Annotated in this window: 18 protein-coding genes; 9 read left to right on the top strand and 9 right to left on the bottom strand. The window is 46.8% G+C overall.

Annotated elements, in window-relative coordinates:
• Positions 1-38: 38 nt before the first annotated feature.
• The 8 genes from J8N69_RS04440 to J8N69_RS04405 all read left to right on the top strand — a co-directional run bounded on the left by J8N69_RS04440 (position 39) and on the right by J8N69_RS04405 (position 7,398).
• Positions 39-944, top strand: a complete 906-nt coding sequence (locus tag J8N69_RS04440) for a carbohydrate ABC transporter permease (RefSeq protein WP_227803977.1) — start codon at positions 39-41, stop codon at positions 942-944.
• 9 nt (positions 945-953) lie between these two features.
• The gene (locus tag J8N69_RS04435; protein ID WP_168826747.1) at positions 954-1,847 is read left to right on the top strand and encodes a carbohydrate ABC transporter permease; all 894 of its coding nucleotides are present in this window, start codon (positions 954-956) and stop codon (positions 1,845-1,847) included.
• A 5-nt stretch (positions 1,848-1,852) separates the two neighbouring features.
• Complete coding sequence (locus tag J8N69_RS04430; protein WP_168826749.1) at positions 1,853-2,929, top strand: ABC transporter ATP-binding protein; 1,077 nt, start codon at positions 1,853-1,855, stop codon at positions 2,927-2,929.
• Between the two features lie 68 nt (positions 2,930-2,997).
• Entirely contained in the window at positions 2,998-3,762 is a 765-nt protein-coding gene (locus tag J8N69_RS04425) for a sugar phosphate isomerase/epimerase family protein (protein ID WP_168826751.1), read from the top strand.
• On the top strand, positions 3,759-4,898 hold the full coding sequence (locus tag J8N69_RS04420) for a Gfo/Idh/MocA family protein (RefSeq protein WP_168826753.1): 1,140 nt from the start codon (positions 3,759-3,761) through the stop codon (positions 4,896-4,898). Before J8N69_RS04425 ends, J8N69_RS04420 begins: the two co-directional genes overlap by 4 nt.
• A gap of 9 nt (positions 4,899-4,907) precedes the next feature.
• Positions 4,908-5,963, top strand: coding sequence for a sugar phosphate isomerase/epimerase family protein (locus J8N69_RS04415; RefSeq protein WP_168826755.1), 1,056 nt, complete (start codon positions 4,908-4,910; stop codon positions 5,961-5,963).
• Between the two features lie 4 nt (positions 5,964-5,967).
• Positions 5,968-7,104 (top strand): Gfo/Idh/MocA family protein, encoded by a 1,137-nt coding sequence (locus J8N69_RS04410; RefSeq protein WP_211085155.1) that lies wholly within the window; start codon positions 5,968-5,970, stop codon positions 7,102-7,104.
• A 75-nt stretch (positions 7,105-7,179) separates the two neighbouring features.
• Positions 7,180-7,398, top strand: coding sequence for a VF530 family protein (locus J8N69_RS04405; protein WP_168826757.1), 219 nt, complete (start codon positions 7,180-7,182; stop codon positions 7,396-7,398).
• A 14-nt stretch (positions 7,399-7,412) separates the two neighbouring features.
• Here the strand turns inward: J8N69_RS04405 and J8N69_RS04400 are convergent, their stop codons facing one another.
• The 9 genes from J8N69_RS04400 to J8N69_RS04360 form a co-directional block, all read right to left on the bottom strand.
• Positions 7,413-8,411, bottom strand: coding sequence for a GGDEF domain-containing protein (locus J8N69_RS04400; RefSeq protein WP_168826758.1), 999 nt, complete (start codon positions 8,409-8,411; stop codon positions 7,413-7,415).
• A 55-nt stretch (positions 8,412-8,466) separates the two neighbouring features.
• Positions 8,467-9,513, bottom strand: coding sequence for a GGDEF domain-containing protein (locus J8N69_RS17150; protein WP_328796839.1), 1,047 nt, complete (start codon positions 9,511-9,513; stop codon positions 8,467-8,469).
• A gap of 96 nt (positions 9,514-9,609) precedes the next feature.
• Positions 9,610-10,086, bottom strand: coding sequence for an NYN domain-containing protein (locus J8N69_RS04390; RefSeq protein WP_168826762.1), 477 nt, complete (start codon positions 10,084-10,086; stop codon positions 9,610-9,612).
• Between the two features lie 791 nt (positions 10,087-10,877).
• Complete coding sequence (gshA, locus tag J8N69_RS04385) at positions 10,878-12,470, bottom strand: glutamate--cysteine ligase (protein ID WP_168826764.1); 1,593 nt, start codon at positions 12,468-12,470, stop codon at positions 10,878-10,880.
• Between the two features lie 192 nt (positions 12,471-12,662).
• The gene (locus J8N69_RS04380; protein WP_168826766.1) at positions 12,663-13,370 is read right to left on the bottom strand and encodes an FKBP-type peptidyl-prolyl cis-trans isomerase; all 708 of its coding nucleotides are present in this window, start codon (positions 13,368-13,370) and stop codon (positions 12,663-12,665) included.
• Positions 13,371-13,821: 451 nt separating this feature from the next.
• Entirely contained in the window at positions 13,822-15,168 is a 1,347-nt protein-coding gene (astB, locus tag J8N69_RS04375) for an N-succinylarginine dihydrolase (protein ID WP_168826768.1), read from the bottom strand.
• A 43-nt stretch (positions 15,169-15,211) separates the two neighbouring features.
• Positions 15,212-16,684 carry a succinylglutamate-semialdehyde dehydrogenase gene (gene astD, locus J8N69_RS04370; protein ID WP_168826770.1) on the bottom strand — a complete coding sequence of 491 codons (1,473 nt, stop codon included), beginning with the start codon at positions 16,682-16,684 and terminating at the stop codon, positions 15,212-15,214.
• 38 nt (positions 16,685-16,722) lie between these two features.
• On the bottom strand, positions 16,723-17,781 hold the full coding sequence (astA, locus tag J8N69_RS04365) for an arginine N-succinyltransferase (RefSeq protein ID WP_168826772.1): 1,059 nt from the start codon (positions 17,779-17,781) through the stop codon (positions 16,723-16,725).
• 52 nt (positions 17,782-17,833) lie between these two features.
• Positions 17,834-18,847, bottom strand: a complete 1,014-nt coding sequence (locus tag J8N69_RS04360) for an arginine N-succinyltransferase (RefSeq protein WP_168826774.1) — start codon at positions 18,845-18,847, stop codon at positions 17,834-17,836.
• Positions 18,848-19,001: 154 nt separating this feature from the next.
• On the opposite strand from J8N69_RS04360, the gene J8N69_RS04355 reads away from it, so the two are divergent.
• A complete protein-coding gene (locus tag J8N69_RS04355) occupies positions 19,002-19,223 on the top strand; it encodes a DUF1653 domain-containing protein (protein WP_168826776.1) in 222 nt (73 codons plus the stop codon).
• The last annotated feature ends 5 nt before the right edge of the window (positions 19,224-19,228 follow it).

Genomic DNA, 19,228 nt, shown 5'->3' with positions numbered 1-19,228 from the left:
TTCTAGCGTTTCAAAAGGAGTTCAAGATGGAAGAGACTATGGCTACTTCAGCAAAAATGTCGACCCCAAGACGCGCTAAACACGTGCAAATCTCTTCGTTATTAGCCAGTGCGCCGATGGCGATTGTGGCGATTGGTGTGTTCGTTGTTTGTGTCGGTTATTCAGTGGTGCTGTCGTTCACAAAATCGCGTTTGTTTCCTAATTTCAATTGGGTCGGGTTAGACCAATATGAACGCCTGTGGGGAACATCGAGATGGGTAGTTTCGGTTGAAAATCTGTTGGTTTACGGTGTGTTATTTATTGCCTTATGTTTGATTTCTGGCTTTTTCATGGCGGTTTTTCTGGATCAGAAAGTACGCTTTGAAAGCGGCTTTCGTACCTTATTTCTTTACCCTTATGCCATGTCTTTGGTGGTGACGGGGTTGGTGTGGCAATGGATGATGGAACCTTCTCTGGGGATTCAGAACGTGGTTCAGCGTATGGGCTGGGAGTCGTTCGAGTTTGCGCCTTTGGTGAGTTCAGAATACGCCATTTATGGGGTGCTGATCGCTGCAGTGTGGCAATCCTCTGGCCTGGTCATGGCGCTAATGCTTGCGGGTTTGCGTGGTATTGATGGCGAGATTTGGAAGGCTTCTCGTGTAGACGGTATTCCTACATGGAAAACCTATTTGTTCATTGTTTTGCCGATGATGCGGCCCGTGATGATTACGTCTGTGGTGTTACTTGCGGTGGGCGTGGTGCGGGTTTATGACCTGATTGTTGCGCAAACCGGTGGCGGTCCTGGGATGTCGACGGAGATGCCGGCGAAGTTTGTTATTGATCATATTACCGCCCGCGGCAATGTGGGGTTAGGGATGGCGGCGGCGACCATGATGTTGCTCCCGGTTCTGTTGGTCATTGGGCCTTGGATTTATCGCGAATATGTTCGTCCAACGAAACATTAGGAGTCGACTATGGAACAGATTCAATTAGCTGGCCCACAGGGGCCGAAGCCGAAAAAAACCACGGTCTCGCGGCTTGGTGTTTACGTGTTCTTGTTTAGCGCGGCGATTTTCTTTTGCATCCCCTTGTATGTGATGTTGGTTACCTCGTTAAAAGGCATGCCGGAAATTCGTCTTGGTGAGCTTTTTGCGTTACCTGGAGATCCAAGCTTTGCTGCTTGGGTAAAGGCGTGGGGTGAGGCGTGTTCTGGGGTGGAATGTAACGGTATTCAAACGGGTTTTTGGAACTCGGTGAAGATCACTATTCCGAGCGTTGCTATTTCTATCATCATCGGCTCTATCAATGGTTATGCCTTGTCATTTTGGCGCTTTAAAGGCTCTAACATGCTGTTTGGTTTGCTGCTGTTTGGGGCGTTTGTGCCATTCCAGGTGGTGATCTTTCCACTGATTATCTTTCTTCGTGAAGTCGGTTTATATGGATCTTTAACCGGGATTATCTTGATTCACACCATCTTTGGTATGCCGATCATGACCTTGTTGTTCCGTAATTACTTTGCGTCTTTACCAGACGAACTCTTTAAAGCGGCACGAGTCGACGGGGCGAATTTTTGGCAGATCTTTTTTCAAATTATGATGCCGTTATCGATTCCGGTCACCGTTGTGGCGGTGATTTTACAAACCACAGGGATTTGGAATGATTATCTATTGGGGCTGATTTTTGCGGGTCGAGACAATCTACCAATGACGGTGCAACTAAATAATATTGTGGCCACCACCTTTGGGGTGCGTGAGTACAACGTCAATATGGCGGCAACGATTCTCACGGCGCTGGTGCCCTTGGCTATTTACTTGTTGTCTGGAAAATATTTTGTGCGTGGCATTGCCGCGGGCGCAGTGAAGGGGTAAAGACGATGAACAACAGTATATCGATTAAAGAATTGGACCTTAAATATCAGGATGCTCATGTTTTAAAACAGCTTAATTTGGATATTAAAAAAGGCGAGTTTTTGGTGCTTTTAGGGTCATCAGGCTGCGGTAAGTCTACCTTGCTTAATTGCATTGCCGGTTTGTTGGATATCAGCGCCGGGCAAATCTGGATCAATGATCGCAATGTGACCTGGGAAGAACCCAAAGATCGTGGCATTGGTATGGTCTTTCAGTCTTATGCCTTGTATCCGCAAATGACGGTGGAAAAGAATTTGTCTTTTGGCTTAAAAGTTAAAGGCATGGGGAAAGATGAGATTCGTGAGCGTGTCGACCGTGCCGCTAAAATCTTGCAAATAGAGCCATTGTTGCAGCGTAAGCCCTCCGAATTGTCTGGCGGACAGCGTCAACGGGTGGCGATAGGCCGAGCCTTGGTGCGAGATGTGGAGGTGTTTTTATTTGACGAGCCGTTATCCAACCTAGACGCCAAGCTGCGTGCGGATTTGCGAGTAGAGATTAAACGTCTGCATCAGAAATTGAAAAATACCATGGTGTATATCACCCACGATCAGGTGGAAGCGCTTACTTTGGCGGATCGCATTGCGATTATGAAGAATGGTGAGATTCAGCAGCTCAGCACGCCTGCCGATATTTACCATAAACCTTGTAACCTATTTGTGGCGCAATTTATTGGTTCGCCGAGCATGAATTTGTTGGAGGGTCGCATCGTTGGCGAGAATTTTGTCTATCAAGATTATCGCGTTAGTTTGCTGGGTTATGAGTTTATTGATCAAGGTAATCACGATGAGTCTGCGTATTTGGGCATTCGCCCCGAGCATTTGGCGCTTGAACCCCGTGATGGTTACGTGCAATTGACCTCAGCACCGATTGATATTTTAGAGCCAATGGGTGACGAAACCATTGTCTGGTTTGATTTTATGGAGCGTAAGTGGTCGGTAAAAGTCCATGGCGATCATCAACTTACATGGGGGGCGGAAGTGGATATTTATCTGGACCCTAAAAAAGCCCATTTATTTTCTCAGCAAAGTGAAGCACGGCTTTAATGGCTTAGAGTAAAAAACATACAGAGCAAAAAAACATTCAGAGCAAATAAAAACAAAAAGGAAACCACATGAACGAATTTTCATTTCAACTTTACAGTGCACGTAACACACCGTCTCTCGATGAGGTTTTTGGACTTTTACACCAAGCGGGTTATCAGCAAGTAGAAGGCTATGGTGGTTTGTATGATGAATTAGATGAGCTGAAAAGCTTGTTAGCCAAACATGATCTGACCATGCCGACCGGGCATTTTGATCTGGCGATGTTGGAAAATCACATCGCGCAGGCCTTGTATATTGCTAAGACCTTAAATATGCACACCATTATTTGCCCGTATATTTTACCAGAGCAACGCCCCGACAGTGCAAAAGGCTGGTTTGAGTTGGGCCAGCGTTTGGAAGCGATTCGAGAGAAAACCATCAATGCTGGTTTTGAATTTGGTTGGCACAATCATAACTTTGAGTTTGAGCCGTTAGCCGATGGCTCTTTACCCATGACGTGGATTTTAGAAGGCGGCCCGAATGTTAAATGGGAAATGGACGTGTCTTGGGTGGTTAAAGGCGGAGAAGATCCAGCCAAGTGGATGACTCGCTATCGGGATCGTATTTGCGCCGTGCATTTAAAAGACATTGCGCCAGAAGGGGAATGCCAAGATGAAGATGGTTGGGCGGATTTTACCCATGGCACCTTGCCTTGGAAAGACTGGTGGCCGGTGGTGCGTTCAACGCCAGCCAATGCGTTTGTGATGGAGCATGACAACCCAAATGATCTATCGCGCTTTGCTAATCGTGCATTAACGGGGGCAAAAGCCTTAGTAAAAGGAGCAGCAGCATGAAAACCATTTTGAATGTTGGCCTGATTGGCTGCGGCAATATTTCTGATAGCTATTTGTCTTTGGCACCGCAATTTTGTGGTTTTAAAATTCTTGCCTGTGCTGATTTGAATACTGAGCTGGCGGCGGAGAAAGCACAAAAATATGGCATTGAGTCACGCAGTGTTGATACTTTATTGGCTTCGCAAGATATTGATATTATTGTCAATTTAACCATTCCTGCGGCGCACTATGCGGTGAGTATGCAAGCGCTAGAAGCCGGTAAGCATGTTTATTCAGAAAAGCCTTTGGTGTTAAGCCTTGAAGAAGGCCAAAAAATGAAAGCGCTCTCATTAAAAACAGGACTCAAAGTAGGCAGTGCACCCGATACCTTTATGGGCGGTTCTCATCAGTTTGCTCGGCATTTATTGGATAAGGGTGAGATTGGCGAGGTGTATTCTGGCACCTGTCATGTGATGAGTGCTGGAATGGAAAGCTGGCACCCGAACCCTGACTTTTTCTTTAAAGCGGGTGGCGGGCCTATCCTTGATCTGGGGCCTTATTACATTGCCAATTTGATTCAACTGTTAGGGCCGGTGGAATCGGTGATTGCTAAAACCTCGATCCCGCGCAAGCAGCGCAAAATCACCAGTCAACCAAGGTCTGGCGAGATGATAGCGGTAGAAACCCCAACGACCATTCATGGCATTTTGACCTTTAAAAGCGGCGCGGTTATTACCTTGGGGGCCAGTTGGGATGTGCAAGCTCACCAACATTCTCATATGGAGTTATACGGCAGTAAAGGATCACTGTATTTACCGGATCCTAATTTTTTTGGCGGCACCGTTTCTCTTATTCAAGAGGGGCGTGAAACACCCTTGAAAGCGTGGGACCACCCGTTTGGGGTGCCGAACCAAATTCATGGAGAGCTTGCCAAGGCAAATTACCGTACCGCGGGCTTGGCGGAAATGGTGATGGCCATTCATATGGGACGGGATCACATGTGTTCGCTTGACAGGGCGTTGCACGGGGTGGAAGTCATGACGGCGATTTTGGCGTCTGGCGACAGTGCACAATCCATCAAGATGACCACCCATTGTGAGCGTCCACGGGCGCTTGATCCTGAGGCCGCTAACGCCTTACTTGCCGTGTGCTTTTAGGAGGAAGTCATGAAAACAATACAAGGACCGGCCATTTTTTTGGCGCAATTTGTGGGCGATGAAACCCCTTTCAATAGCTTCGACGCGATTTGTGGTTGGGTGGCGTCATTGGGTTACAAAGGCGTGCAAGTGCCCACTTGGGACAAACGTCTGATCGATCTTGAGCGTGCGGCAAATAGCCAAGACTATTGCGACGAGCTGATCGCCACGGCGGCAAATCATGGCGTGGTGATCTCGGAATTATCCACCCATTTACAGGGGCAGCTGGTGGCGGTGCATCCGGCCTATGACGCGGCGTTTGATGGCTTTGCTGATCCGAGCGTGCGGGGCAATCCTGATGCTCGCCAAGCGTGGGCGGTGGAACAGCTTAAAATGGCCGCTAAGGCGTCGAAGCGTCTTGGGCTCACTGCTCATGCGACCTTTTCTGGTGCCTTGGCGTGGCCGTATTTTTACCCTTGGCCACAGCGCCCCGCCGGGCTAGTCGAAGAAGCCTTCGCAGAGTTGGGTCGGCGCTGGAAGCCCATTCTGGATGCCTTTGATGAGGCTGGCGTGGATCTTTGTTACGAGATTCATCCCGGTGAAGACCTCCACGATGGCGTGACCTTTGAGCGTTTTCTCGATGAGGTAGATCATCATCCACGGGCTAATATTCTCTATGACCCTAGCCATTTTGTGTTGCAGCATTTGGATTATTTGGCCTTCATTGATCATTACCACGATCGCATCAAAATGTTCCATGTAAAGGATGCGGAGCTGACGTTAAATGGCAAATGTGGTGTGTATGGTGGTTTCCAAAACTGGCTTGATCGTCCTGGGCGTTTTCGCTCCATTGGCGATGGTCAGGTGGATTTTAAAGGTATTTTCTCCAAGCTTACCGCCTATGATTTTGCTGGCTGGGCGGTATTGGAATGGGAGTGCTGTTTGAAACACCCAGAAGAGGGCGCTCGGGAAGGCGCGCAACATATTCAAGATTTTATCATCCGTGTGACGGATAAAGCCTTCGATGATTTTGCTGACAGCGGTGTCGATGCGAAAGCGAATCGTAAAATGTTGGGATTGGAGTAATGAGATGACGGTAACAACAAAACGTCGGCTGCGTCTTGGCATGGTAGGCGGCGGTGAAGGGGCTTTTATTGGTGAAGTGCATCGTTTTGCGGCGCGTCTAGATGATTGTTATGAGCTGGTGGCTGGGGCGTTATCGAGTCAGCCTGAGAAAGCGAAACGCTCTGCTGACGCATTGGGCATTGCTCGTCATTACTCAGATTTTGAGGCGATGGCAGAAGCAGAAAGCAAACGAGAAGATGGCATTGAGGTGGTGTCTATCGTGACGCCCAATCATCTTCATGCCCCCGTGGCGATGGCGTTTCTCAAACGAGGCATTCACGTTATTTGCGATAAGCCACTGACAGCGACTCTTGCCGAGGCAAAGGCGCTGTATCAGGTGGCAGAGGCAAGCCAAGCGCAATTTTTATTAACGCATAATTACTCCGCTTATCCCATGGTGCGCGAGGCGCGAGCCATGGTTAAAGGCGGCCAGCTGGGGCGAATTCGTTCTATTCAAGTGGAGTATGCCCAAGATTGGTTAACGCATTCGTTAGAGCAAACGGGCAACAAACAAGCGTCTTGGCGTGCCGATCCTGCCCAAGCTGGGTTGGCCGGTTGTGTAGGTGATATCGGCAGCCATGCTTACCAGCTGGCGTGTTTTGTGGGCAATACTCAGGCGAAAGAGGTGTTGGCGGATTTGTCCAGCTGGGTTGAAGGGCGTGCGCTGGATGACGAGGCCAATATTCTGCTGCGTTTTGAAAATGGTGCAAAAGGACATTTGTGGGCCAGCCAAGTTGCACCGGGTAACGAGAATGCTTTATCGCTACGAATCTATGGCGATAAAGCGGGTTTGGAGTGGCATCAGGAAGCACCGAATGAGCTGATTTATTCTGTGTTAGGCGAGCCAAGCCAACGCCTTAGGCGGGGTAATGGCTACTTGAGCGAGGCGGCAATGTCGGTTTCGCGTATTCCTGCGGGTCATCCTGAAGGGTATTTAGAGGCGTTTGCAAACTTATATCGTGAGTTCGCCGCGCAGTTACTTCTCTCAACTCATCACTCTGATTTGCCGACACTTAGCACTGGGTTACATGGAATGCGGTTTATTACTGCCAGCGTGTATTCGAGCCAAAATAATAGTCTTTGGGTGACTGTGGATGGCTAGCTTTGTATGCGGCCTTTTTCGGCTTGCTGTATACTCTCGACTAAATCGTTAATTGAGTCAGAGGAAGGGTTGGAGATGAGCGAAACACAGGTGAATAACCCGTTGCATGGTGTGAAACTTGAGAAGATAGTGACCGATTTGGTCACGCATTATGGTTGGGAGGAGTTGGCGATTCGCATCAATATTAATTGTTTTAAAAGCGATCCGACGGTGAAATCTAGCTTGAAGTTTCTGCGTAAAACCCCTTGGGCGAGGGAAAAAGTCGAGTCGCTGTTTTTAGAAACATTTCATTAATAACCTGTACTTCATTAAAAACAAACTTTGTTTCGGCCTTCGTGTTTGGCTTGGTAAAGTTTTTCGTCTGCAGCGCGAAGAAAGTCAGTGAACTCTTGCTGAGGTTGTAGTGCGCTGATGCCGATACTAACCGTAAGTTTGATTTCTTCTTTGTGGCTGTGGAAAATTTCTTGCTCGATGGCTTGCCTGATTTTTTCCGCCCATTCCTTGGCTTGTATGTCTTCCATTTCCTTGAATAAAACCACAAATTCTTCACCACCTAGGCGGTAAATGTCGCTGGTGTTGAGCGATTGTTTGAGTACATTGGCTAGGTTAATGAGTACGGCGTCGCCAATGTCGTGGCCAAAAGTATCATTGATTCGTTTGAAGTGATCAATATCTATAATCAGCATGTGAATACGGGTGAATTTTTTGCGAATCGCACTAAAGTCTGTTTTTAACGCATGGCGATTATGTATCCCCGTTAAGGCGTCTTCTAAAGCAAGGGAATGTAGGAAAGCACTGGTTTTTTGGCGCTGTACTTCATAAAGATGGCATACCAACCAAATCGAAAGGTAAGCTAGGGTGAAGTTAAACACTGTTCGATAGGGCATAAAAAGGCTGGTGTCGGTGCGCAAGAATAGTATGGTTGCAGTTGACACCATCACCACGGCACTGAAGCAAATGCCTTTTTTTAAGCCGAACAGACTGTAATACCAAATCGGCAGGGCAAGGCTCCAAAAAATCGCCCCGGCGACAAGCTCCATAATAGACGCAGAGGCTAAAATATTGACGCTTAAAATCGTCATTAGGGTATAGCTGTGCCAAGGTTGGTATTGCCCTTTTAATGACGCAAAAAAACAATAGCCACCAAAAAATGCCGAAATCAGCTGAATGCCGCCTAGTCCTAACTTCTGCACTAGCAGCATGTTGAGCAAAAAATAAACGCTGTTTAAAACGCAGAGTAGGGCGCTCAGCCATTTGTGTAACGTCTCTGGGGAAACGGAGGTTTGCGGGTAGCGCTGAGCGTTCATTGGCAGACTCGCTTATAAAGCAATGGGTGCAATATTAAGGTGTTTTTCCGTGTGCCTAGATTACCTCGGTCACACTCATAGCACCATAGTGAACTAAATTACGCCCTTGATTCTTTGCTGAGTAAAGGTTTTTATCGGCGACGCGTAAAAACTCTCTAAAAGATTGTCCTTTGATCAGCTGGGCGATACCAATACTGACGGTGATTTTGATGTTTTGTTGGTGTGTTCTAAAAATAGTGTTTTCAATGTTTTGACGGATGGATTCGGCAAAGTTATACGCTTGCTTTTGACAATACTGCTCCAGAACAATTAGGAATTCTTCACCACCAATGCGATAAACATGTTGGTTATCTGTGTGGTATTGCAGCAATTCTGTCATTTCAATCAATATGGCGTCGCCAGCGTCATGACCAAACTCATCATTGACACTCTTGAAGTAATCAATATCGATAATAAGCAGGCGGGTCTCTTCTTCCTCTTGTTGGAATGGGTCTAATGGTTTTTTATTAAAGCCGTCAAAAAACAGTTTGAGAGAGTGACGGTTTTTAGCGCCAGTAAGCGGGTCTCGAAATGCCATCTCTTGAAGACGCTGGCTGTTTTTGTCGTATTGTGTCTCGTATAGGTAACAAATAGCGTAGGACAAAAAATAGGCTAGGACGAAGTTGATCACGGATCGATAAGAAAAATAACTCTCGCTGTCGGATTTTATAAATAACAAGATAAGCACCGGAAATGACAGGAGGATAGTGCAAAATAGTCCTCGTTTTGCTCCAACGAGTAGGCAATATAAGGGCGGCAGCAACAGTAGCCAGTAGATGGAACCGGCTCTTAAATCAGCGAGGTAAAAAGGGTAAAGCACCGTGATGGTAATGGACCCAAGCAACAGGCATTTGTGCCACGGCTTTGTTTTACCCTGATAGGCTAAGTAAAAAATACCCAAGTTTAACAGCCCAAAAACAGCCTCTAGGATTCCAATTGATAGTTGCTTTAGCAAGACGATATTAAAGAAGCAGAAAAAGATCATAATGACCCCTGTCACGAGACTTAGCCACTTGTGTAGTGTGTCTCTTGCTTCTAATAGTGAGTTTGTGTGTATTGTCATCAAGCTACTTCTTAATACCTATAAAAATGTCTATAAGTTAATGAGCGGTATTTTTAAACCGCCATATTCTCTCTTAAAAATATAGACAAGATAGATTTATTTTAGTAACAATTTGTTATCGATCGGAATAAATACGTCGGACGCTTGGATTAGCGATTGTGCAGTGAGTGCTTCGACACCATAAACTTCAACCTGGGTTTGGTATTTGCCGCTTAGGGTTTTCGCGAGAATATCAAAGTCGCCATCGCCAGACACCAAAACCAGTACATCACTGTCTTTGCCATATTCTATGCCGTCAATGGCAATACCCACGTCCCAATCGCCCTTGGCGGAGCCATCAGCGCGTTGAATAAAGGGTTTTAGTTTCACTTCGAAGCCTATGGCTCGTAGAATGTTTTGAAATTGGCGTTGTTTTTCGTCGCCTCTGTCTATGGCGTAAGCAATGGCTTTGACCAGATGACGACCTTCTGTGGCCTGCTGCCAAAATAGGTTGTAATCAAAAGAGCGTCCAAACGTGTGCTTGGTGGTGTAATAGACGTTTTGCACATCGACTAAAATGGTGACATTTGTCATGGTCTTCCTAACAGGCAAGAAAAGCAGATACGTTACAAGTATTTGCATTGAAAAGAAATCATAAAACCGTATCCACGAAAGTGATAAAGCTTAAAACGTCCCCATCATGCAGGGGAGAATAATCGATTGAACAAAGCTTGCCGTTGTAATAGATGTGAAAGTAAGAAGGGGAACTTTGAAAGGTTTTTCGCTGCATCCCTGCAGCCACGGAATCATCCTAAAAAGTGACAGAGCCTCCGTCCTGGAGGCGTAGGCAAATCCGTTTGCCCTCTGTCTGTTTATTACCCTATTCCTGTTTTGCTTTTGATACAAGTATTCATTGTCATTTTATTTTACTAGACCAATGATGGTAGGTTTTTTGATTGAGCCGAATTGGATCAAATGGGATGGTATTAACTTTTATACAAGTATTAGTTGTTATTCTGCCAAGCCAAATGTGATGGTTTTAACTGCTTGATAGCAGGTCATGCTATACGAAGAATGGGCAAGATAAAAATCTTTGTTTTGGAGTGTAAAAGCTTGCCGTTGTAATAGATGTGAAAGTAAGAAGGGGAACTTTGAAAAGTTTTCGCTGCATCCCTGCAGCCACGGAATCGTCCTAAAAAGTGACAGAGCCTCCGTCCTGGAGGCGTAGGCAAATCCGTTGCCCTCTGTCTGTTTATTACCCTATTCTTGTTTTGCTCTTGATACAAGTATTAATTGTAATTCAGCCTTGCTTGAGGAGTGATGTCGTGGGGGGTGAGGTTTTATTCTGTTTCCTCTTAGGTCATTTTCGAATGACCGGATAGCGCTTATTGTGGTGTCAAATAGGCGGCTAAAAAGGTATCGAAGTCTACTTCATCGGCGGCTTCAATGGCTTCTTGATCGCGTAATGAACGCTCTGCTTTTTCCATAAATGTACCAGTGAGTTCTTCCGTTAGCGGGCAGGCCATCCATTGGGCTTGCTGTTCTTTCGATAAAGCCAGCATGGCATTTTGGAAACCTTGTTGTGCTTTACAGCGCTCTAATAGCTGTGCAGAAGGTAATAGAGTCTCATCGTTGAGTTTTTCTTTCTGGGTTGCTACCGCGTGCTGATAAGCAGGATTTCCGGTTTTGTCCGATAAAAAATCAGCGACTTGAGTCAATTCATTAAGCATGCTTTCCGCTTTACTGCGAAGTTTGGTTGGGCCTTGGCCAAAATCGAAATCCATGTCTAAATCACGACCATGGGATGCGATTTCTTGTTGCATCTTGCGCAGTTGGCTGCATTCCGCGCTGCCTAAATGTTCATCGCCACGTAACATGCAGTAAAGCAAGAACACATCGATAAAATATAAGGTGGAAGACTGCATGCCAATGGAAGAGCTTGGGTCTAAGTCCATAATACGAACTTCAATATATTCGACGCCTCTGGCTTGCAGAGCTGCACTTGGGTGTTCCCCAGACTGGGTGACACGTTTAGGACGAATGTCGCTGTAATATTCGTTTTCAATCTGCAATAAATTGTTGTTTAGCTGGCGATATTGGCCATCCACTTTGACGCCTATGTCTTGGTAGCGTTGATAAGGCGTTCGCAATGCTTTTTTAATGGTACTTATGTAAGTTTCAACCTCGTTGTAACACACATATAAATCCGCTTGGGCTTTGTTTTGATAACCAAGATCACTCATGCGAAGTGAGGTGGCTTTTGGGCCAAACCAAGTGCGTTTTTCAAGTTCGGTTAGGCTGTCTGGCTTTTTCGGTAAAAAGCTTTCGTCAATGGCTGGGGAAGCGCCAAATAACAGGGAGAGCATCCAAGAGCTGCGGCGAAAGTTGCGAATCAAGGCGAAATAGCTGTCTGATTGAAAGGTTTGTTTTTCAGCGGCAGAGAGGCTGTTTTTTCCCTTATGGTTCTCTAAGAAAGACCAGAAGTCTGCATCAAATGAAAAATTGTAATGCATGCCAGCGATACATTGCATGATGCGACCATAACGATTTGATAAGCCTTCGCGGTAAACGCGTTTAAGCTTGCCGGTGTTGGATTCGCCATAATAGGCAATGGGCACATCTTCATTATTCGCTAGGTAGCAAGGCATGCTAGCGGGCCATAAACACTCATCTTGTTTGTATAGTTCGTGATTGACTAGATTATGGATGTCTTCTAGCTCTTTAATCACGCCTTCCACGCTTGGGTGAACGCCAGTGATAAACTCCATCAAGGATTCAGAGTAATCCGTGGTGATAGCGCTATGAGTCATCGCCGATCCGAGTGTTTTTGGATGAGGTTTGTGAGAAATACGACCCTTAGAACGTTCGACTCGCAGCGCTTCTCGCTCTACACCACGGTGAAAGGTCAATGCAGATGTTGTCGCGGTTTGCTGGCAATGAACTGACAAAGCGTGCAAGGCATCGGATAAAATGGTCAAGAAGTTTTCCTTCTATTAAATAAGGCCAAATAAAATTTTCCAAGATTGTACTCGGCAGAGCTTACTTGCAGCAAGCAACAACACCATAAATTCCATCAGCTTAAAACAATAAACCCCAGTTTAAATGCTGGGGTTTATTAGCAACTTGAATGGCCACTGCTAATGGCCATTTTTATGGAAGATTAATAAGCGTTATTCTGCGGCTTTTTCTTCGTTAACGACCTTGTGCAGTTCTACAACAAATTTAAGCGCTGCGTTGGGTGGAATTGGACCTGTTCCACCAGGGCCATAGGCTAGCTCGGCAGGGATATACAATTCGTACTTAGAGCCTGCAGGCATGAGTTGTAGCCCTTCGGTCCAGCCTGGAATAACGCCATTAAGTGGGAAAGAGATAGATTCGCCGCGCTCGTAGGAGCTGTCGAACACTGTGCCATCTATCAGGCTACCTTCGTAGTCTACTTCTACGGTGTCATTTGCTTGAGGTTTATCGCCTTCGCCTGAATTAATGACTTTATACAATAAGCCAGATTCGGTCTTTTTCACGCCGTCTTCAGCTTCTTTTTCTTTCAGCCATGTTGCTGATGCCGCTTTTGATTCTTCGACCATTTTTGCTTGTTCACGTTCTGCTTTTGCCATTTGTTCTTGCTGGTAATCTTGGATGGTTTTATTGACTTCCTCCATACTCATTTTGCCTTCTTTGCTAGCAAAGGCGTCTTGGAAGCCAGCCATGAAGGTTTTCATGTCTAGGTCTGAAAAATCTTGTGACATACGTGAGCCAAACATGGTGCCAATACTGTAACCAAGGCGTTGTTCTTTTGAGTCTAGTTTAACCGCGTGGTCGTCTGCGTATGCAAAAGAAGCAGAAGACATAACCAGCGCAGCAATAAGCGTTTTTTTCATAAGAAAGCGTTCCATTATTTATTAATTTATCACCGAGTGAGGTAAAGCATTCAGACGGAGTTTGATTCGTAATGATTGTAAAAACGTAACAGGACGAACATAAAGCAGGGCAATAATATACACCTTGTGCTTTGAAGAATCAGATCCGTTGATACTGTTCTAACATAAGCTAGGCCGTTTATGCCAATCTTATGTAGCCAGTTTACCAAAGTGACCCCTTCACCTGCACACTTTAGTTTGAGTTCCAAAAGATTAATTGGTTCCACAAAGCACAAAGTGTAGGTCGAGAGTAATCTGCGCCTGTTTGGCAAAACAATCGGTTTTACATAAGCATGACGGTGTTTGCTAAAGCCGCTTGGTTTAATGGCGGCTCTTTACAAATTGCTGACGGTGTCGGCGCTGAGATGTTCGAGTGTATAACGTTGCTTTATTATAGAGATGACATAACAGGTTACTGTTGAAATTCGTACACACTGCCAAGCGCGAGTATTTGCGTTAATTCGTCTAAAGCGCTGCGACTTTCATGCAAAAGTTGAGGGTCGGCAAGGTCTTTTTCATGCAGTTCATCTCGATAATACTTGTCTACCCAGCAATTTAAGCGTTCAAATAGCGCATCGTTCATCAAGGTTGCTGGATTGATTGCCCGTTGTTCTGCTGGTGTTAATGCGACTCGTAGACGCAGGCAAGCGGGGCCGCCGCCGTTGCTCATACTTTGTTTTAGGTCAAAGACTTGTACCTCGTTAATCGGTGAATTTCCTTTAATTAAACTTTGTAAATAGGCCCATACGGCAGGGTTATTTTCACATTCCCCAGGAACGATCAATACCATATCCTTGTCACTACGGCTTAATAGCTGGCTATTAAATAGATAAGACTGGATGCAGTCCGCAACAGGGACAGCACTGCGAGGGACTTCAATTAAATGAAAGTCTGATGCTCTGTCTCCCCACGCGGTGAGCAAATCCTGTTTCATTTTAGCGGTGTCTAGAAACGCATCTTGATGATAGAAGTGCGCATTACGATTCCCCACGGCGATCACGTCGTTATGGAACACACCAGCGTCAATTACCGCGGGATTTTGCTGTGCGTAGACGACTTGATCCGCTAACAAACCGTGATGACGAGCCACGGCTTGTGAGGCTTCTAGCGTATGACGAGCAGGAAATTTTGCTGGACGTGGAGCCTTGCTATTAAAGGCTTCCATCCCATAAACAAAAAACTCGATTCCTTGTTCGCCATAGTCATGGCAAAAGCGCGTGTGGTTGGCTGCGCCCTCGTCGCCAAAATGTTCGACACTGGGAAGGGCTGGATGATGAGCAAAGTGTTTATCGTCTTTAAACGTCGCTTGCAAAATGGCCCCAGTGGTTTGGTGCTCGATGGAGCGATGGAATTTATTCACCAAATTTGCCGGAGTAAAATGCACTCGATTATCGCTGGTGTCGCCACTTGGCGAAACTGTCGCGGCATTGGCCGTCCACATACAAGAGGCGGAACTGACAGCTGCGAGCAGTTTAGGCGCGTGCTTGGCTGCTTGTTGCAGTATGTTGGCATCGCTGCCGCTGAACCCCAAACGACGCAACGTGGGAATATGTGGACGCTCATGAGGCGCTAGAACGCCTTGCACAAAGCCCATGTCCGCGAGGGCCTTCATTTTGGTTAAGCCCTGTTTGGCGGCCGCTTTGGGATTGGACGACTGTGCGGAGTTGTTGAGTGACGCGACATTACCAAAAGAAAGGCCGCTGTAGTTGTGGGTTGGGCCCACTAAGCCATCGAAATTGGCTTCTGTCGCTGTGTGCATAATTACCTCGATATGGCAGTTGTTAGGTGTTGGGGTTGACGCATTACAGCGTCAGCCCAGGTACGAGTTTTTCTGGCATGGTTAGACTATCGGCTTCAATACTGGCAACGGGGTAAGCGCAGTAGTCAGCAGCGTAGTAAGCACTTGCTCTGTGATTACCGCTTGCGCCGGTGCCACCAAATGGTGCGTTGCTTGATGCGCCAGTGGTTTGACGATTCCAGTTAATGATGCCAGCACGACTGTGTTGCAAAAACCATTCATATTCGGCGCTATCGTCAGACAGCAACCCAGCGGATAAACCAAACCTTGTGTTATTGGCGATGGTCATGGCGTGCTCTAACGAGTCGTAGCGAATGACAGTAAGCAATGGTCCAAAGTATTCTTGGTCTGGCAGTTCATCCAGCATGTCGGTGGCGTCGATAATACCGGGTGTGACAAAGCCGGTTTGGCTATCGCCACGTGTCATTTCTAAGATGGGTGTGGCGCCTAGTTTAATAAGCTTTTGGTAAGCTTGCAGCAGACCATCTGCGGCTTGTGCCGACACGACAGGCCCCATGAAAGGTTGTTCATCCGCATCAAAGCGATCAATTTTTAATGCTTTAGTGGCGTTGACCAGTGCTTGTAAAATCGCATCGCCAAGTTCGCCAGTAGGGAGCAATAAACGCCGAGCACAGGTGCAGCGTTGACCGGCAGAGATAAACGCTGATTGGATGATCTCATGCACTGCAGCACGTTGGTCGGCAATGTTTTTTGATACCAAAAGAGGGTTGTTGCCGCCCATTTCGAGCGCTAAAATTTTACCTGGCTGTCCCGCAAAGTCTTTATGCAAAATGTGGCCGACTTGTGGGCTGCCGGTAAAGAAAAGCCCGTCAATTCCTGAGTGATTCGCCAACGCAACGCCCGTGTCTCTTTCGCCTTGAATCAGGTTAAGCACACCCGCAGGCAAGCCTGCTTTTTCCCATAGTTGGATAATCAGGTCCGATGTCGCTGGGGCTTGCTCACTGGGCTTAAACACCACGCTATTACCGGCGATAAGAGCGGGAACTATGTGGCCGTTAGGCAAGTGCCCCGGGAAATTGTAAGGGCCAAATACCGCCACAACGCCGTGAGGACGATGGCGTAAACGAGCCGTAGCACCGGGCATGGGCGTGGTTTTATCCCCCGTTCTTTCATGATAAGCCTGTGTTGAAATAGCAACTTTGCCTATCATGGCGGCGGCTTCGGTGCGTGTTTCCCAAATGGGTTTACCCGTTTCTCGGCTGATGATGGTGGCGATTTCTTCACTGTGTGTTTTGACGAGCTCAGCGAAGGCATCAATGATGCTTAAACGCTCCGCTAGCGGGCGGTTGGCCCATGCCGGAAAGGCATTTCTAGCTGCATTGATTGCTAGGTCAACTTGATCAGCTGACGCGCTGTTGGCTTGCCATACGACACTGGCATCGGCAGGATCAATAGAGCGTAGAGAGTGTCCGTCACCTGATAGCCATTGTCCGTTGATATAGTGTGCTTGTTTCATGAGAACTCCTTCTAATTCGTGCAACAGTATTGAATCGCTTATCGTGAGTAGGGAGACAGCTCTACGATGCGCACGGGTTCTTTGTTGGTGATGCAGAGATTGTCTGCTTCGTCTTGCGTTAAGGTCATGGCGCTGCCAGGCGGTGTTGAGCGTTGCACGAGAATGCAGCGAAATGCTTCGACCTTAGCGTTTGACACCAGATAGTAATTTCCTTCACCGATACCTTTTGGTTGTTCAGCATCGTTTGTGGCGCGAATATTCGCTAAGCACAAACGGCTGTCCCGCACGGCTCTTATATCTTGTACTCGGGCTTCTAAACTTGGGCCGCCATCAAAAATGTCGACGTAGTTTTCATAGCGGAAGCCTTCTTGCTCTAATAAGCGTCTGGCTGGAATGGTGTTTTGGTGAACTTGACCGAGCACATCGCGGGCGTCTTTGGGTAATAAGTTCACGTAAACTGGGTTGTTTGGCATCAGTTCGGCAATAAATTGTTTGTTACCTTGCGAAGTCAATTCATCCGCTTCTTTGAAGTCAATGGAGAAAAAATGACGTCCTAAGCTTTCCCAAAGCGGCGATACGCCATTTTCGTCGCTGACACCGCGCATTTCAGCAAAGACTTTCTCGGTAAAACGCTCAGGGAATTGCGCCATAAACATAAAGCGTGCTTTGGAAAGAAATTGGCCATTTTTTGAATGACGGTAGTCTTCTTCTAAAAACAGCGTACAGATTTCGCTGCAACCGGTGAAATCATTGTTCAGTATCAGAGTCGGAACCGCATTGTGAACGCCAAGCTCCCTTGATGCGTGCGTGATGGTGCCCAGATGGTAGCTGTAAAAGGGTTCATCGAGCCCCACCGTGGACAATATGCCGCAAGTGCCGACCACATCGCCCGTGGTCGTGTCTTCAAGCACCATTAGGTAGTCTTCATTGTTGGGGGTGGTGATCGTTTCTTTGGCGAAAGAGCGTACTGCGCCAGCGATTTTTTTCTGCAGTACCGCTTCATCGGCAACCAGAGAGGTAAAACCGATGCCTGTTTTTTCTGCGAGTCGATAAAGTGACTTTAGGTCATTTTGACAAATAGGGCGTATGACCATCATGATGGTTTTCCTCTTCTACTTTTATGTGCTCTTCTGTAGAGCGAATGATTATTTACAGTGCGACCCATTGGATACGGCTTCCAGACGAAACCGCCAGTCTCTCTAAGGTGGTTTTTTCTAATGCCAGCCCGGCAACTTGAGGTTCGGCGGGCGCGGCGGTGACGCGAAATGTTTCTAAGTGCCCCGTTGAGATGAGGTGCATCGGGCCTTGGCTGTTTTCCGTTAATGTTAAGGCTTTTCCCATGGTTTGCTGTGCGATTGTGTGGAGGCTTTCGGTTCTGGCTTCCAAGGTAGGGCCAGCATCAAAAATGTCTACGTAACCGCGAAACTCAAAGCCCTCAGCCAATAAAATGTCGGTACTTTGACTGGAATCTTCATGTACGACGCCAATGGCATCTTGGGCTGCTTCTGGTAGTGTCGGCACATAAATCGGATAACGCGGCATGAGTTCCGCGATAAAATGTTTATTGCTCACACCTGAAAGATAGTCGGCTTTTTTAAAGTCCATGGAAAAAAAGTGCTTTCCCAATGCGTCCCAAAAAGCGGAATAGCCGTGTTTGTCGCTTTCGCCTCGTAATTCAACAAATAAACGTGTTGTAAAACGCTCTGGGTAGCGCGCAATAAAAAGTAAACGAGCCTTTGATAGCAGTGACATGGCAGTGTGATTTTGATGGGCCTTATCTATCACTAGGGCTATCATCCGGCTGGTTCCGCTGTAGTCGTGGCATAAAAAAAGCGCCGGAATACGGTTGTGGATTTGTAATTGTGGCGAGGCGTGTACGACCTCATCGATGCGATAGCTGTAAAATGGTGTGTCGACTCCCACCATGGCATCAATACCACAACAGCCAACTATCTCGTCTTTGCTGGTGTCGATTAAAACGAACAAGTAGGATTCGTCGCTGGGCTGGATAACATCGGTTTGCAATGAGCGTCGTGATGAGGCTATTTTATCGTTCAGCCGCTCACGGTTGGCTGGAAAGTTGGTTATCCCTATTCCGGCTTGTTGCGCAAGACGCTCTAATGCCGGAAGGTCTGCAAAATCCGCTGGTCGTACGAGATACATATAAAAAGCCTATGGTTCGTTATTCGTCATTTACTGGCTATTATTACCGAGTTGGATAGGGTGGCGTAAGAGAGAGACTTTCGTATTTGCGACAGGTTTTTCTGGGTTTTAGGTTGTTTTGTCGATTTTTTTAAAATATACGGAGATGAGAGTGATGAAAACAGGTGTTTATCAGCATTATAAGGGCGCGCTGTATTGGGTAGAACGAGTGGCCAAACACAGTGAAACAAACGAAGAATTGGTGATTTACCAAGCGCTGTATGGCGAATTTGGTTGGTGGGCCAGACCGTTAACCATGTTTCAAGAGACCGTGACTATCAATGGCGAGCATATCCCCCGCTTCGATTGGTTAAGAGCCGAACGTGACGGGGGATAAACTGA

The sequence above is a fragment of the Marinomonas profundi genome, assembly GCF_020694005.1.
Lineage (GTDB): Bacteria > Pseudomonadota > Gammaproteobacteria > Pseudomonadales > Marinomonadaceae > Marinomonas > Marinomonas profundi.
The sequence above is the reverse complement of the archived record's forward strand: the minus strand, read 5'-3'. Positions and strand labels throughout refer to the sequence as shown.

Excerpts from the sequence above, each read along its gene's own strand:
- J8N69_RS04440 (WP_227803977.1), top strand. The coding sequence starts at position 39 with ATGGCTACTTCAGCAAAAATGTCGACCCCAAGACGCGCTAAACACGTG.
- J8N69_RS04435 (WP_168826747.1), top strand. The coding sequence starts at position 954 with ATGGAACAGATTCAATTAGCTGGCCCACAGGGGCCGAAGCCGAAAAAA.
- J8N69_RS04430 (WP_168826749.1), top strand. The coding sequence starts at position 1,853 with ATGAACAACAGTATATCGATTAAAGAATTGGACCTTAAATATCAGGAT.
- J8N69_RS04425 (WP_168826751.1), top strand. The coding sequence starts at position 2,998 with ATGAACGAATTTTCATTTCAACTTTACAGTGCACGTAACACACCGTCT.
- J8N69_RS04420 (WP_168826753.1), top strand. The coding sequence starts at position 3,759 with ATGAAAACCATTTTGAATGTTGGCCTGATTGGCTGCGGCAATATTTCT.
- J8N69_RS04415 (WP_168826755.1), top strand. The coding sequence starts at position 4,908 with ATGAAAACAATACAAGGACCGGCCATTTTTTTGGCGCAATTTGTGGGC.
- J8N69_RS04410 (WP_211085155.1), top strand. The coding sequence starts at position 5,968 with ATGACGGTAACAACAAAACGTCGGCTGCGTCTTGGCATGGTAGGCGGC.
- J8N69_RS04405 (WP_168826757.1), top strand. The coding sequence starts at position 7,180 with ATGAGCGAAACACAGGTGAATAACCCGTTGCATGGTGTGAAACTTGAG.
- J8N69_RS04400 (WP_168826758.1), bottom strand. The coding sequence starts at position 8,411 with ATGAACGCTCAGCGCTACCCGCAAACCTCCGTTTCCCCAGAGACGTTA.
- J8N69_RS17150 (WP_328796839.1), bottom strand. The coding sequence starts at position 9,513 with ATGACAATACACACAAACTCACTATTAGAAGCAAGAGACACACTACAC.
- J8N69_RS04390 (WP_168826762.1), bottom strand. The coding sequence starts at position 10,086 with ATGACAAATGTCACCATTTTAGTCGATGTGCAAAACGTCTATTACACC.
- J8N69_RS04380 (WP_168826766.1), bottom strand. The coding sequence starts at position 13,370 with ATGAAAAAAACGCTTATTGCTGCGCTGGTTATGTCTTCTGCTTCTTTT.
- astB (WP_168826768.1), bottom strand. The coding sequence starts at position 15,168 with ATGCACACAGCGACAGAAGCCAATTTCGATGGCTTAGTGGGCCCAACC.
- astD (WP_168826770.1), bottom strand. The coding sequence starts at position 16,684 with ATGAAACAAGCACACTATATCAACGGACAATGGCTATCAGGTGACGGA.
- astA (WP_168826772.1), bottom strand. The coding sequence starts at position 17,781 with ATGATGGTCATACGCCCTATTTGTCAAAATGACCTAAAGTCACTTTAT.
- J8N69_RS04360 (WP_168826774.1), bottom strand. The coding sequence starts at position 18,847 with ATGTATCTCGTACGACCAGCGGATTTTGCAGACCTTCCGGCATTAGAG.
- J8N69_RS04355 (WP_168826776.1), top strand. The coding sequence starts at position 19,002 with ATGAAAACAGGTGTTTATCAGCATTATAAGGGCGCGCTGTATTGGGTA.